The sequence below is a fragment of the Amycolatopsis coloradensis genome (assembly GCF_037997115.1).
GTDB lineage: Bacteria > Actinomycetota > Actinomycetes > Mycobacteriales > Pseudonocardiaceae > Amycolatopsis > Amycolatopsis coloradensis_A.
Genome location: NZ_CP150484.1, coordinates 3,424,266 through 3,438,329, shown reverse-complemented (window position 1 = coordinate 3,438,329; position 14,064 = coordinate 3,424,266). Strand labels below are relative to the sequence as shown.

Sequence of the window (14,064 nt, the reverse complement as noted above, 5' to 3'; positions counted from 1 at the left end):
GAACCCCCGGCCCTCAGTCGCGGGTCAGCTTGCGATGGGTGACGCGGTGCGGACGAGCCGCCTCGGCACCGAGGCGTTCGACCTTGTTCTTCTCGTAGCCCTCGAAGTTACCTTCGAACCAGAACCATTGCGAGGGGTTCTCGTCCGTGCCTTCCCAGGCGAGGATGTGCGTCGCGACCCGGTCGAGGAACCACCGGTCGTGCGAGATGACCACGGCGCAGCCGGGGAACTGCTCGAGAGCGTTCTCCAGCGAACCCAAGGTCTCGACGTCCAGGTCGTTCGTCGGCTCGTCGAGCAGGATCAAGTTCCCGCCCTGCTTGAGGGTCAGCGCCAGGTTCAGCCGGTTGCGCTCGCCACCGGAGAGCACGCCCGCCGGCTTCTGCTGGTCCGGCCCCTTGAAACCGAACGCGCTGACGTAGGCACGCGAGGGCATTTCGGTCTGCCCGACGTGGATGTAGTCCAGCTTGTCCGAAACCACCTCCCATACCGTCTTCTTCGGGTCGATCCCGCCGCGGTTCTGGTCCACATAGGACAATTTGACCGTCTCGCCGATCTTGACCCGGCCGTCGTCCGGCTCCTCGAGCCCGACGATCGTCTTGAACAGGGTCGTCTTGCCGACACCGTTCGGCCCGATCACGCCGACGATGCCGTTGCGCGGCAGGTCGAACGACAGCCCGTCGATCAGCACCCGGTCGTCAAAACCTTTGCGCAGCTTCTCGACCTCGACGACCACACTGCCCAGCCGGGGCCCCGGCGGGATCTGGATCTCTTCGAAGTCGAGCTTGCGGTGCTTGTCCGCCTCCGCGGCCATCTCCTCGTAGCGGTCGAGCCGGGACCGCGACTTGGTCTGGCGCGCCTTGGCGTTGGACCGGACCCATTCGAGTTCGGACTTCAGCCGCTTGGCGAGTTTGGCGTCCTTCTTCCCCTGGACCTCGAGACGCTCGCGCTTCTTCTCCAGGTATGTCGAGTAGTTGCCCTCGTAGCCGACGACGCGGCCGCGGTCGAGCTCCATGATCCACTCGGCGACGTTGTCCAGGAAGTACCGGTCGTGGGTGACGGCGAGGACGGCGCCGGCGTAGTTCGCGAGGAACTGCTCCAGCCACAGCACGCTTTCGGCGTCCAGATGGTTGGTGGGCTCGTCGAGGAGCAGCAGGTCGGGCGCGGACAGGAGCAGCTTGCACAGCGCGACCCGGCGGCGCTCACCACCGGAGAGGTGGGTGACCGGCTCGTCCGGCGGCGGGCAGCGAAGCGCGTCCATGGCCTGCTCGACCGTGGAGTCGATCTCCCACGCGTCGGCGTGGTCGAGCTCCTCCTGGAGCTTGCCCATCTCTTCCATCAGCTCGTCGCTGTAGTCGGTCGCCATGAGCTCGGCGACCTCGTTGAAGCGGTTGAGCTTGACCTTGATGTCGCCAAGGCCCTCTTCGACGTTTTCGCGGACGGTCTTTTCCTCGTTGAGCTCCGGCTCCTGCATGAGGATGCCGACGCTGGCGCCAGGCTGGAGGAAGGCTTCGCCGTTGCTGGCCTGCTCGATCCCCGCCATGATCTTCAGAACGGTGGATTTACCCGCGCCGTTCGGCCCCACCACGCCGATCTTGGCGCCGGGGTAGAACGCGGTGCTGACGTCGTCGAGGATGACCTTGTCCCCGACGGTCTTGCGCACCTTCTTCATGGTGTAGATGAACTCGGCCATGCAAACGATCGTAGAGCGAGGCGATCGCGGCCTTGACGGCGGTCACCACCGAGCTACCGACAGTCAGCCCGATATCACTGAGTGAGCATCGGAACCTCAGCCCACGGGCGCCTCCTCCAGCGCGGTGACCATGGGATTCCCGGCGGGCGGCGGCACCGACGGGATCGCCCTGGGCCGGTCACGTCCCAACCGGTGGATCTCGGCCGAGCAACGCGCCAGGTTGGGGCCGATGGAGAAGGCCTCAAGCTCAGGTAGACCCAGAGGTGCCGGGATCTCCTCCGCGGTCTCGGCGCCGCGCAACCGCCCGGCCACGATCACCGGGTCGCCTTTGCTCAGGCAGGAGAACGCCGCCATCGCCAGCTTGCGCCAGCAGGTGACCTTGACCGCGAGCTGCCGTCCCTCGCCCCACTCCCCTCTTTCCTTGTCGTACCGGCGTTCGACACTCCGCAAGCCGAACGACACGACGTCGTGCCCGTGCCCCCGCTCCGGATGGTGGACCGGTTCGCTGGTCAGGTTGCCGATCATGGTCACCCACGTTTCGCCCATCGCCATCACACTCGCCCTTCTCCTCGTTCCGGGACCTTCCCGGCGTTTCCCTTGATCACAGAGTGCCTCGGACTCAAGGGCGGAAAGGGACGAAAACCGGATCTGTGGACAACTCCGGGCGTTAAAGGCTTCCTGTGGACAACTCGGAGCGGAAGAGCGGGCTTTGTCGGCGAGGCGTGGTAAGGGGCACTACCGATCGCGTGTCAGCTTGTAGGGCACCAGATCGACCACCAGCTCGTCGCCCTGCACCTGGACGTAGAGCGACAGCGGTGACGGCGGATTCCGCAGATACGCGACCGCGGCCTCGGTGAACCGGACCCTGCCGTTGCCGAGGTGGGTGATGCCCTGGGGTTCTTCCAGCGTGGTGAGCCATTCGGCGTGCCCCGGGTCCACGATCGCGGTGTAGGTCTTCGCGGCCGCTCGTGGACTCCGTTCGACGGCCCGGAGGATGTCGGCGGACCGAGCGTGGTCGAGAACGGCACGGATGGCCGCGTCGAACGTCGGCAACCCGGCGGCCACCTGGGCGATTTCGTGGAAGCCGCCCTTGGGGATACGGGCGTAGGCGAGCCACGCCCTGCCACCCGCTGTCGCGATGACATGGCCGACCGGGAAACCACCCGGTGTCCTGTCGTCGACGCAGACGTACACGACCTTCCCTAAGTCGTCGTGTTCCGGCTTCAGAAAGAGCTTCCGTTGCTCCAGAAGCCTGCGGACGGTTGCTCCGATTTCGTCTGCCACTGCGGTCTCCCCACGATGGTGAACCTGCCACTGAAACCCAGGCTCCCACCGTGACGGGCGCCGCCGCCCCGTTGTCCGGTTGCGGCCAAAGCTCTAGGAGCCGGGCCCCCGCCCCTGATCGGCGAGTTTCTTCAGCATCGCGTTGTAGGCGTTCAGATCCGCGTCACCGGAGGCCTCTTCGCGGCGATCCCGGCGCCGCGCCTCCCGCTCGTCCTGCCGCGCCCACTGCACCAGCAGCGCGACGAGCACCAGCAGCACCGGCAGTTCACCGGACGCCCACGCGATCCCGCCGCCGAGCCGCTGGTCGGTCAGGAGGTCGGTGACCCACGGCAGTTTCAGCCCGCGGTAGAAGTCCTGTCCGAGCACGGTCTGCATGCTCATCAGCGCGATCCCGAAGAACGCGTGGAACGGCATGGCCGCGAACATCATCCCCAGCCGTCCCAGCGGCGCGAGCCGTCGTGGCGCCGGGTCGACACCGATCACCGGCCAATAGAAGACGTACCCGGCGAGCAGGAAGTGCGCGTTCATCGCCAGATGCGCCCAGTGGTAGTTCAGCGCCGAATCGAACAGGCCCGAGAAGTACAGGCCGTAGAAGGAACCGACGAACAGCAGTAGTGCGACGATCGGATGCGTCAGGAACCTCGACAGCGGCGAGTGCACGAAGGCGAGCAGCCATTCACGCGGTCCGGGCGGGGCGTCCTTGCCCGCCGTGGGCAGCGCGCGCAGCGCGAGCGTCACGGGCCCGCCGAGCACGAACAGCACCGGCGCCACCATGGACAGCAACATGTGGTTGCCCATGTGCACGCTGAACATCGCGGGCGCGTACCGGCCGATACCGGACGACGTCGCGATCAGCAGTACGAAACAGCCCGCGAGCCACGCGACCGTCCGGCCGGTGGCCCAGGTGTCACCGCGGCGCCGCAGCCGCCGGACCCCGGCGAGGTACAGCCCGGCGAGAACGAGCGCGAGGGTGCCGTAGACGAGGTCGAACCGCCAGTCCGTGAGCAGCCGGAAGACCGTCGGAGGACCGTAGAGGTCGTAGCCGATCAGCAGTTCCGTTGTCGACGGCTGGGTCAGCGATTCCTGCGGCGGCGGGGTCTTCGCGAGCCCTGTCGCGATGCCGATCGTGACGAACATGATCAGCACCTCGACCGCGGCGAGCCGCAGCAGCTGACCACCGCCCGCTCCGTTCACCAGCCCGGCGACGCCCTTCTGCCGTTGCTGATGGCCGAAGACGCCGAGCAGCAGCAACGCGACGACCTTCGCGACCACCAGGAGGCCGTAGTCGGTGGTGAACAGGTCGGCGATCCTGATCCGCACCAGCGCGTTCACGATGCCGGAGACCGCCATCACGATCCAGCACACCAGCGCCAGCTTCGAAAACCGCGTCGCGGCGAGCTTGAGGTTCTCGCCGCGGCGCCAGCCGAGTGCCAGCAGCGCCACCAGCCCGCCGACCCACAACGCGGCGGCGACCAGGTGGTACAGCAGGCTGTTGGTCGCCATGTCGTGCGAGCCGCCGCTCGCGGAATGCCCCGTGACCGCGACCGGGACCAGGCCGCCGACGGACAGGAAGAAGACCACCGTCGTCCAGCCCCAGGTCAGCGCGAGACGGCAGCCGAGCGCGACCAGCAACGCGATCAACGCGGTGAACAGCCAGGCCTTCGGCTGCTCGATGGCGTCGACGAGGTCGACCAGCACCTGCGGCGAGAGCACCTCGGTGAACGGGCGGCCCGCGCCGTCGGCCGCGGAGAAGAAGATCGACGTGGCGGCCGCGAAGAACCAGACCCACGCCGCGACGCCGGCGACCCGGATGGCGGCGTAACCGTCGGCCGCGAGCGTGCCGGACTTCTGCGGCGGGACGAGGAACGCGGCGAGCAGCAGCGAACCCACGCACAGCACCGAAGCCGCTTCGGCCAGTACCCGGACGACGGTGATGCCGTAGCGGGTCACCAGGCCCGGGTCCGGGAGTCCGGCGATGACGTAACCGGCGCCACCGGTCAGCGCGACGAGGCCGACGGCCACCACCGCGGCCAGGAGCGCCCCGATCGACACCAGCGGCAGGACACCGGCCTTCCGCGCGGGTGGGGCCGGTTTCGTCTCGGGGTCTGAAGGCACGTCACGAGGGTATGCCGAACGCGCAACCGGCAAGATGGCGGCGTGCGGATCATCCTGCTGAGGCACGCCGAGTCACTCGGCAACGTCGACGAACTCGCCTACACCCGGATCCCCGACCACGCCCTGCCGCTGACCGACGCCGGTCGCGAGCAGGCGAAGCTGGCGGGCCCGGAGCTCAAGGAGGTCCTCGGCGGGCAGCGGACGGCGGTCTACGTCAGCCCCTATCTGCGGACACGGGAAACGTTGCGGCTGCTGGACATCCGGGAGGCCTGCGAGCGGATCGTGCCGGAGCCGAGGCTGCGGGAACAGGACTGGGGCAACCTCCAGGACCCGCTGGAGCAGGAGGTCCAGAAACAACGCCGCCACGAGTTCGGCCACTTCTTCTACCGGCTCCCGTTCGGCGAGTCCGGGGCGGACGTCGACGACCGGGTCGCGGCGTTCCTCAGCGAGCTGGCGGCGTGCGGCGAAGATCACCCCGAAACCGTGCTGGTCGTCTCACACGGGCTCACCATCCGCTTGCTGTGCCGACGGCTCTTCGGCTGGAGCATCGAGCTGTTCGAGTCCCTGTCCAACCCGAAGACCTGCGAATACCGCGTCGTGGAGCGGGTCGACGGCAAGTGGACACTGGATCACCCGTTCCGCCAGTGGCGGGACTCACCCGACGGGGAGACTCAGGTTTGAATCAGTTCAGCGGCGCGCAGCGCCCCCTTTGAGGGCGGCGGCGGGGGCATGGACGGAGGGGCGAGGAGCACCACCCTCGTTCCCAGCCCAGGGCTGGATTCGATCCGCGCGAATCCGCCGATCTCCGCCATCCGCGCGATGATCGAGTTCTCGAGGCCGAAGCCACGCCGCCGGGACCCGACGTCGAAACCGGCGCCGTGATCGCGCACCGTCAAGGAAACCCCGCCGCCGATCTCTTCGACGCTCACCACGGCCCGTCTGGTCCCGGAGTGCTTCAACGTGTTGCGCAGGGCTTCCCTGGCGGAGTCGTGCAGCGCCATGGCCGCCTCCTCCGAAAGCTCCGGCGCGGCGTCGTCCTGAACGACGACCTCGACGCGCAGCCCCTCCGCGGCCATTTCGGCGGCGAGCAGCCGCAGCCGCTGGTGCAGTCCGATTCCTTCGGTGGATTCGTGTTCGAGGCTGATCCGGATGCGCATCGCCTGAGCGCGTGCGGTACGGCGGACGCGGTCGAGGCTGGCCGCCGGGTCGAGTTCGTCGGCGGGCGCGGGGATCGCGAACGACTCCATCACCTGCAGGACGGTGTCGTGGACGTCGCGGCGGTGCCTCTCACGTTCCGCGGCCCGGCCCTGCTGCTCCCCGAACCCGACCGCGAACCGCATCGACGCGCCGACCAGGCCGGCGACCGCGAGTGACACCACCAGCGCGGTCGCGAGCGTGAGAAGGAGACCGAGTGAGGATGCCGGATCCAGCAGGACGTGCGGTACCACCGCGGCCCCGATGGCCAGTGCCCCGGCCGCCGCGCCGCGCAGCAGGGTCCAGACCATCACCGTGCCCATCAGATGGGTCCAGGTGATCGACGTGATCGCGGTGTCCTGCGCGAACGGCGCCGCCCCGAGGACGAAGAGCGCGGCGAACGCGCTGTCCACCAACGGAACCAGCCTCGTCCCGGCAGCGGACCAGCGGAAGGTCCAGACGGTCGCGACGACGTTGGGCACCAGATGCAGCGCCACGAACGTCCACAGCACCGAAGACCCCAGGCCCGCCACCCACAGCGCTTGCACCAGCATCGCCAGCCGGAACGCCACCGGGACCAGGACCAGCCAGGGCACCGTGGTCCGCACCAGTCGCGCAGGGATACCTCTGCCGCCACCGAGCATCAGCACCCTCCCGGATTAGCCTCACTGAAACAGCGACCGAAGCGCATTCATTTCAGTTTACCGAGATGTCAACGGGCGACGGGTTCGACCGCCTCCTCACGTTTCCGCGCCCGCGCCGCGGCCACCGCGGACGGCACGATCAGCGCGGCGGTCAGCCCGACGAACAGGAACGACACCGAAAGCGATGTCACCTGCGCGATCCCGCCGATCAGCGGCGGTCCGGCGAGGAAACCGGTGTAGGCGATCGCCGTGACGAAGGCCAGTTCGCGCTCGCCTCCCGTCCCGTCGGCGCGTTTGCCCGACGCGCCCGCGAGACTCAACGCGATCGGGAAGGCCGCGGCGAGCCCGGCACCCGCCAGCGCGAAGCCGACGAAGCCGAACACCGGAACGTGGGCCAGTGCGGCGAGCACGAGGCCGGCGGCGGCGATCCCGGCACCCACCGCCAGCGCACGCGTCGCGCCGAAACGGTTCTGAAGCCAGGCACCCGCGAGCCTGGCGAGCGCCATGGCCAGGGCGAATCCCGAGTACGCGAAAGCGGCGGCGCCGTCGCCGACCCCGTGCACGGACGTCATCAGCAGGGCGGACCAGTCCGAACTCGCCCCCTCCGCGATCGCCGAGAACAGCGCGATGGCGGCGAGCAGCCAGAGGACGGGACGTTTGATCGGCGCCACTCTCGGCTTCTCGACGGGTTCGGTGTGTACGGGTCGCGCGCCGGGCACGGCGGCGATGACGAAGGCGAGCACCACCAGGGCGGCCAGCGCGGCGACCGTGAGATGCCTCCCCGGCGACCAGTGGTGCGACGCGGCGAATCCCGCGGCGACGGAGCCCGCCAACGCGCCGAAGCTGAATCCGGCGTGCAGGATCGGCATGATCGCGCGTCCGGTCCGGCGCTCCACCTCCACTCCGGCGACGTTCATCGCCACGTCGAGCGCGCCGACGCTCGCCCCGAGGACGAACAACGCCCCGGCGAGCAGGACGACCGACGTCGAGAAACCGATCATCGGCAACGCCGCGCAGGCGATGACCGTGCTGCCCGCGACCACCGCGCGGGCGCCGTACCGCTCGATCAGCCGCCCCGAAACCGACGCCGCGATCAGCATGCCGACGCTGGCGCCCAGCAGGGCGAGCCCGAAGACACCCGGCGAGGCGTCCACTCTTTCCGACAACGCCGGAGTCCTCGGCGCCCAGGAGCCGAGCGCGGCCCCGTTGAGCGCGAACACGACGAAAACGGCCGTACGGTCACGCATAGACCCCAGTCTCCTTTCGATTCCTCTTCCTCCAGAATGACTTAAGCGCTTCAGAAAGTCCACCGGCGCCGTCAGCGCCTAGACTGCGGCGGTGACCAGCACGCGACGGCGAAGGCCGACGTTGGACGATGTCGCCGACGCCGTCGGGGTGTCGCGCGCGACCGTCTCCAACGCCTACAACCGGCCCGATCAGCTGTCCGCCCAGCTGCGGGAAGAGGTGCTTCGCGCGGCCAAGAAAATCGGGTACGCGGGGCCGAACCCGACCGCCCGCAGTCTCGCCACCAGCCGCACCGGCGCGATCGCCGTCCTGCTCGACACGAATCTTTCGACGGCGTTCTCGGATCCCGCGTTGTCGGTCACCCTCGACGCGCTCTCGACCGTCGTCGATCCCGAGGGGCACGCCCTTCTGCTGCTGCCCGGCGACGGCGAGAGCGGCGGCCCGCGCGCGGAGCGGATCCTGACCGCGCAGGCCGACATCGCGGTGGCGTATTCGCTGGCCGACGGCGCGCCGGCGCTGACCGCGGTCCAGGACAGGGGCCTGCCACTGGTGGTGATCGACCAGCCGCATATCCGCGGTTCGGCGAGGATCGGCGTGGCGGACCGGGCGGGAGCGGCCGCGGCGGCCCGGCACCTGCTGGAACTCGGGCACCGGCGGATCGGGATCTTCTCGGCGCAGTGCCTCTCGGCGCCGCGTGGCGGCGAACTGAGCGCGGCCGAGGCCGGGAACAGCCGGTTCCACGACAACCGCGAACGGATGGCCGGCTACCTGGAGACGCTGGCCGAGGCGGGGATCCCGGCGGCGGACGTGCCGATCTGGGAGGCGTCCGGGCTCTCGGTCGAAGGAGCTCTCCCGAGCGCTTTCGGCCTGTTGGATCGGCGGCCACGGCCGACGGCGCTGCTGTGCATGTCGGATCTGCTGGCCGTGGCGGCGATTTCGGCCACCAGACAGCTCGGCCTGTCCGTCCCGGGCGATCTTTCGGTCGTGGGCTACGACGACGTCCCACCCGCGCGGTGGTCCGAACCACCGCTGACGACGGTCCGGCAGGACCTGGCCGCCAAAGGACGGGCGGCCGGCGAACTGGTGCTGGGCCTGCTGCGCGGGGAGAAGGTCCCCGCGCCCGCCGAGGTACCCGCCGAACTGGTCGTCCGGGATTCCACCGCGCCCGCTTAGCAGCCGATTCCAGCGCGCGCAAGGCGCCCCGGTGATATGTGGACAACTCGCCCCGATCGAGCGGCGCACAACTACTTATCCACAGAAGTAGAAATGCGGGCAGACAAACCCTTCCCCGCGCGCCATCGTGGAATCACACATTCACCGACGGCGATCGAGCCGCCGATTCACGGGGGAGAACCCAGCCATGCAACGACGTTTGACCAACCTGCGCGCCCGCCTCCCGCACGTGCTCCTGCTGGCCATGGTCGGCCTTCTGACCAGCGCCGGAGTCGCGAGCGCCGCCACGGCGCCACCCGAACCCGCCTGCCAGAAGGGCGAGTTCTGCGTCTGGGGCGAAGAATCGTACGGCGGCGCGGTGCACAAATTCGACCTGCGCACCTCCAATCCCGACGAATGCATTCCCTTACCCGAAGGCTTCGACGGGCATTCGTTCGTCAACCGGCTGAGCAGGGACGTGACGATTTACCAAAGCGAGGAGTGCACGACCGAAGGAGATTTCATCACCTATCCGGGTGGCGGCACCTACGTACCCCAGGGTCCGTTCGTGATTCGCGCCCTCAAGATCTGGGACTGACCACCCCGGCGGTTCGCGCCGGTCGCTCGCGGAAGAGTCGACTCGCGACCTGCGCGAACCCAGGGGCCGCTCCCCCGAAGCGGCCCCGGCCCGTGAGCGCGTCACCCCGCGTCGTGACGCGCTCACGGGCGTTCCAAAAAAGGGTGGGCTCGACCTGAAACGATCTGGCGGTGTCGAACGATCGACAGATTGGCGACGGCTAAGCTGCCGATGCTGGGCGACACCCAACGTCGCCGACGTCGGCCCTCGTAGCTCAGCTGGATAGAGCAAGAGCCTTCTAATCTCTAGGTCGCAGGTTCAAGTCCTGCCGGGGGCACGCCGCCAGAGGGAAACCCCTGGTCACGCAAGTGGCCAGGGGTTCCTCATCCGCACGACCCACTTCAAACCCACCTGATTCCGGCTTCCAGCGTCGGACGGGGAGCTCCGCGTTGGCTGCTTCGCTCACGACACCACGCCGGTCACGGGGTGCAGCTCTTCAAGGACCTTCCTGCGACGGGGCGTGCTTTCAGGTGTTATCCGGGTCCCTCAGCGTGCCTATGGAGGACGGGACGCACCATTCCGACGTCGAGGCCTCGTATCGCCGCTTCCAGATGGCCATCACCCAGTCGGACGGTGTATCCGGCGCATCCCGGCCGTGCTCTTTCAGTCCGACGCTGGTGACCCGGGTCACTGTGCGGTGGATCCAGATGGTCCCCTGGTCAAGGTCCACCGGAGTACCCCAGTCCAGCGCCAGCAATTCACCATCCCGGAGCCGAGGCCGGACAGGAGGGCCTGGATGTCGACGAGGACCCATCGCGCGGCATCCCCTGATCGTAAGGAGCAGGCGGACGTCCGCTTCAAGCTCAGCGACTCGATTTCACGAACCGGATTGTCGTCGAACGCGTCGTGGCGGACATCAGCGCGCACATCGCTGTCAGGACAGTGCGAGCCCAGTTTCGCGGCAGCACTCCCAGTTAAAATCCCGAATGGACGTAAGTACTTTGTTCGCAATGGACACTCGTCGCATGTCTCGGACCTGAACGTTCGCCCGGACATCAGATGCCGCTTGCTGGCCGAGCCAGGCTGAAGCCTGCATGCGCGTCGCGAGTCAGGTGTGCGCCCCCCTGCTGCCTGCCGGCTTCGGTCCCGCAGTAGCTCAATCGGTCACGATAAGCCAGTCGACAACCACGACGACAGAAAAGACCGCCACCCCCATAGCAACACCTAGCCACAGCGACTTGCTTCACCGATCGAGGCGCGCGACGCACAGCCAGGCGAGAACGATCGACACTACCCAGCCGACGAGCGGGAGCCAAACACGACGTTCTGACCCTTGCTGGTGCACAGAAATGACTCCTCACCCGGCCTGCACGAGGCGCTGCTCATCGCCCCGCCCGCACCGAGCGTGAACGCGACCAGCCCACCGACCGTCATCAGTACCACGCATACCACCGCGAACAGCGTGCGAGGCACAGACGAGGCATCGTCGCGGTCGAGCCCGAACGTCGAGAACTTGTTCACGCGGCTTTCCTTCACCGATCGTCGGAGCTGGCGCTACTTCTTGATCAGGTGGCACCCCGTGGTCAGAGACACGACAGTGTTCGTTCCTGATCCGACGGATAGCTGCGCACCGAACTGATCGGTGAGGTTGAGCTCGGCGTCTCCGGCCTTGTTCACGTCAAGTGTCACAGTGGTGAACCCGGATCCGCCCGCGACCTCGCGGACCACCGACTTGACCTGGTCCCACCGAGCGAGCAACGAAGTTGGCGCATACCACCGCGGCAGGAACTTCTTAGCCGCTTCCTGCTGGTTCAACGCGGCGAACTGCGGAGAGCATCCGCTGAACTCGGCTGACCCGGTTTCCTCGATCCACTGCGTGACACCGAACTCGGCGGTGAGGCGGTCTCGGAGCGTGACGCGAAGCTTCTCATAGCCCGCGACGGCTTCGTCCAGCGTCGACCGGGTCGCCAACTGCGCCTGCTGCTGCTGTTTCGACATCGAAGGTCCCGTGGGTTGTGGATCAAGATACTCATGACCATCGCTGCACCCGGCCAGCAGCACGACGCCGGTCAACCCGGCCGCGATCAGCCCAACTCGTGACAACACGTGATCAACTTCCTAGTGGGCGGGGATCGCCAGCTGCGGCCTGTCGGCCACGATCGCGGCGATATTGTGCTTGCTGGTGCTGTCGACGCCTTCCGGCGTCGTCCGGGTGTACTCACTGTGCCCATGCGATGCCGCGAGCCGGCCACCGTCCGGGCCTGTGGCCGCGTCCGCCGAGAGCTGGTTCATCCCCTCCATCGCATACGGGGCACGTCCGTACCGCCAGATCTCCGGAACGTACTGGGCGACATGGTCCCCGTCGGCCTTGATGTTGTAGGCGTGCCCCTCGGGGACCTTCAGATCGCGTGCGGTGTTGTCGATCCCGAAATGATCCGCCACACCGGGCGAGCCGAACACCACCGCGTCATCGACCCCAGTACCACCATGGGTGAGACTGATCCCAGTCACGATCGACCCTTGCGAATGCCCCAACGCGGTCAAGTGCGGATCTGTCGGGCGGGAAGCGTTGATTCCCTGATCGAACTTCGCGAGTTTGTCTCCGCCGAGAGCCGAGTTCTCGCCGGTGGCCAACCCCAACAGTGAGCCGGGGTCGTCGCCGGTGCTCGGCTCGTAGCCGATCCAGGTCACCGTGGCGACGTTCGACATGTCACCGCCGCGGCGCAGCATGTCCTCCGCGCTGTGACGAACGCCCTGCATGTCGTTGACGTAGCCCGGCATGTTCCCGTCGACCGTGGAGTTCATACCGGGGGTGAACACCGCGACATGCTGTGCGGTGTCGACATCACCGTTGGCGATCGCCGCCTTCGGGTGATCACCGGTCAGATCCAGCGACATCAGCTGCCGGTTCGGGTTCAGGCTGCCGTCCGGGTTGTGCATCATGCCGGTGATCGAGTCGATCGCCTTCACCCGCTGCTCAAGGCGCGCGATCTCATCAGAATCGCCCCCCTCCCGCCGGAGCCGCTCCAACTCCTCGGTGAAGCTGTGTTTCTGCTGCTCGAGCAGGTTCAGGTTGGCCTTGCTGCGATCGGCGGCCTTCACCCCGTCCCGGTTACCGACCCAGTCCGGGTGCTGCGCGATCAACTGCTTGCGCTGCGCCTCGGACAAAGCAGCCCACCATGCGGCGTTCGTCGACGGATCCGCCCCCACCGGCGGTGGAGCCAAGACCGACAAAGCACCGTTCACAGCTCCCGAATTGCCGGCCGCGGCCAAGCTGGTGTTCTCGTTGTCGTTCCCCGTGGCATCGATGACATTGCCGGCTTCGATCCGCTCCAACACCGCGCACAAGTCGTCATCGATGTCAGTGGCCTGCCGCAAAACCTGTACGACCCGGTCTTTGAGCTCCTCGGCGAGCCGGGTTCTTTCCTCTGCGATCAGTTGAGTCTGCTCCGGCGGTGCGTCCGGCACCCCGTTGTCGACGATTTCTCCGTCCGGGGCGATCGTGAAGTGATTACTCGAGGCGATCGCTTCGGCTTCCCGCACCCCGTTCTGCACACCGGTGATCGCGTCCCCGCTATCACCTGCCGCTCGGCGCAGTGCCGCGATGTCGGCGGCATACTCCTCTAGGCCATCGATGATCTGGTTGACCTCGGCCGCCGCCGCGCCGGCGGCGTCACCATGCCAGCCCTCAGGCGTGTTGATGTCGCGCAGATCATCCGAACAAGCAACAAGCTTGTTGTAGGCGGCGTTGATCCGTCCGACCGCCTCCTGCAACACTGCTGGATTCCACCGCGCCGCCTCACCCCAGCTGACCATCAGCTCGGCTTCACCGGCCCCAGGGCCCGCACACTCAGATCCGCCGCCGCGGCATCCTCCCGGCCCGCATAGTGGTCCGCGGCCTTCGCCATGTTCCCGGCGTGGGTAGCGAGCCGGGATTCGAAGCCCATCTGCCGAGACACCAACATGTGCTTGACCCGAGCCATCGCCAGCGCCGCCCTCGACCCAGGCATACCGAGATCACCCGTTGGCACCGCGGCCGGACACCCGGCGCCCCGCAACCCGTCGACGACGCGCCCCGCGGCATGACCGGTGCCGCGGATCTTGTCGACCACCACCTGATAACCCGTCACAAACGCCTCCCCGTCGTCGGTAACCAATGGTCA

Annotated in this window: 13 protein-coding genes and 1 tRNA gene; 4 read left to right on the top strand and 10 right to left on the bottom strand. The window is 67.6% G+C overall.

The window, feature by feature from the left end; genetic code table 11:
* Positions 1-13 precede the first annotated feature (13 nt).
* From ettA to LCL61_RS16455, 4 genes are all read right to left on the bottom strand, one after another.
* Positions 14-1,690, bottom strand: coding sequence for an energy-dependent translational throttle protein EttA (ettA, locus tag LCL61_RS16470; RefSeq protein WP_125676410.1), 1,677 nt, complete (start codon positions 1,688-1,690; stop codon positions 14-16).
* Positions 1,691-1,786: 96 nt separating this feature from the next.
* Positions 1,787-2,236 (bottom strand): single-stranded DNA-binding protein, encoded by a 450-nt coding sequence (locus tag LCL61_RS16465; protein ID WP_340687617.1) that lies wholly within the window; start codon positions 2,234-2,236, stop codon positions 1,787-1,789.
* A 189-nt stretch (positions 2,237-2,425) separates the two neighbouring features.
* A complete protein-coding gene (locus LCL61_RS16460; RefSeq protein ID WP_340687616.1) occupies positions 2,426-2,974 on the bottom strand; it encodes a hypothetical protein in 549 nt (182 codons plus the stop codon).
* Between the two features lie 93 nt (positions 2,975-3,067).
* The gene (locus tag LCL61_RS16455) at positions 3,068-5,089 is read right to left on the bottom strand and encodes a cytochrome c oxidase assembly protein (RefSeq protein WP_340687615.1); all 2,022 of its coding nucleotides are present in this window, start codon (positions 5,087-5,089) and stop codon (positions 3,068-3,070) included.
* Between the two features lie 42 nt (positions 5,090-5,131).
* Between LCL61_RS16455 and LCL61_RS16450 the strand changes: the two genes are divergently transcribed.
* Complete coding sequence (locus tag LCL61_RS16450) at positions 5,132-5,770, top strand: histidine phosphatase family protein (RefSeq protein ID WP_340687614.1); 639 nt, start codon at positions 5,132-5,134, stop codon at positions 5,768-5,770.
* Here the strand turns inward: LCL61_RS16450 and LCL61_RS16445 are convergent.
* Together LCL61_RS16445 and LCL61_RS16440 are read right to left on the bottom strand one after the other, a co-directional pair.
* Positions 5,761-6,933 carry a sensor histidine kinase gene (locus LCL61_RS16445; protein ID WP_340687613.1) on the bottom strand — a complete coding sequence of 391 codons (1,173 nt, stop codon included), beginning with the start codon at positions 6,931-6,933 and terminating at the stop codon, positions 5,761-5,763. The genes LCL61_RS16450 and LCL61_RS16445 overlap by 10 nt on opposite strands.
* 62 nt (positions 6,934-6,995) lie before the next feature.
* Positions 6,996-8,174: an MFS transporter gene (locus LCL61_RS16440; RefSeq protein WP_340687612.1), complete on the bottom strand. Its 1,179-nt coding sequence runs from the start codon at positions 8,172-8,174 to the stop codon at positions 6,996-6,998.
* A gap of 121 nt (positions 8,175-8,295) precedes the next feature.
* Here LCL61_RS16440 and LCL61_RS16435 point away from each other — a divergent pair, with 121 nt between their 5' ends.
* From LCL61_RS16435 to LCL61_RS16425, 3 genes are all read left to right on the top strand, one after another.
* The gene (locus tag LCL61_RS16435; protein WP_340688608.1) at positions 8,296-9,345 is read left to right on the top strand and encodes a LacI family DNA-binding transcriptional regulator; all 1,050 of its coding nucleotides are present in this window, start codon (positions 8,296-8,298) and stop codon (positions 9,343-9,345) included.
* Between the two features lie 187 nt (positions 9,346-9,532).
* Positions 9,533-9,922 carry a peptidase inhibitor family I36 protein gene (locus LCL61_RS16430; RefSeq protein ID WP_340687611.1) on the top strand — a complete coding sequence of 130 codons (390 nt, stop codon included), beginning with the start codon at positions 9,533-9,535 and terminating at the stop codon, positions 9,920-9,922.
* A gap of 242 nt (positions 9,923-10,164) precedes the next feature.
* Positions 10,165-10,238, top strand: a tRNA-Arg gene (locus tag LCL61_RS16425).
* 953 nt (positions 10,239-11,191) lie between these two features.
* On the opposite strand, the gene LCL61_RS16420 is transcribed toward LCL61_RS16425, so the two are convergent.
* From LCL61_RS16420 to LCL61_RS16405, 4 genes are read right to left on the bottom strand one after another with little or no spacing between them, the layout of a single operon-like run.
* Entirely contained in the window at positions 11,192-11,422 is a 231-nt protein-coding gene (locus tag LCL61_RS16420; protein ID WP_340687610.1) for a hypothetical protein, read from the bottom strand.
* A gap of 33 nt (positions 11,423-11,455) precedes the next feature.
* Positions 11,456-11,974 carry an LppA family lipoprotein gene (locus LCL61_RS16415; protein WP_340687609.1) on the bottom strand — a complete coding sequence of 173 codons (519 nt, stop codon included), beginning with the start codon at positions 11,972-11,974 and terminating at the stop codon, positions 11,456-11,458.
* A 45-nt stretch (positions 11,975-12,019) separates the two neighbouring features.
* Entirely contained in the window at positions 12,020-13,717 is a 1,698-nt protein-coding gene (locus LCL61_RS16410) for an alpha/beta hydrolase (RefSeq protein WP_340687608.1), read from the bottom strand.
* Positions 13,717-14,031 (bottom strand): hypothetical protein, encoded by a 315-nt coding sequence (locus LCL61_RS16405; RefSeq protein ID WP_340687607.1) that lies wholly within the window; start codon positions 14,029-14,031, stop codon positions 13,717-13,719. Before LCL61_RS16405 ends, LCL61_RS16410 begins: the two co-directional genes overlap by 1 nt.
* Positions 14,032-14,064: the final 33 nt, after the last annotated feature.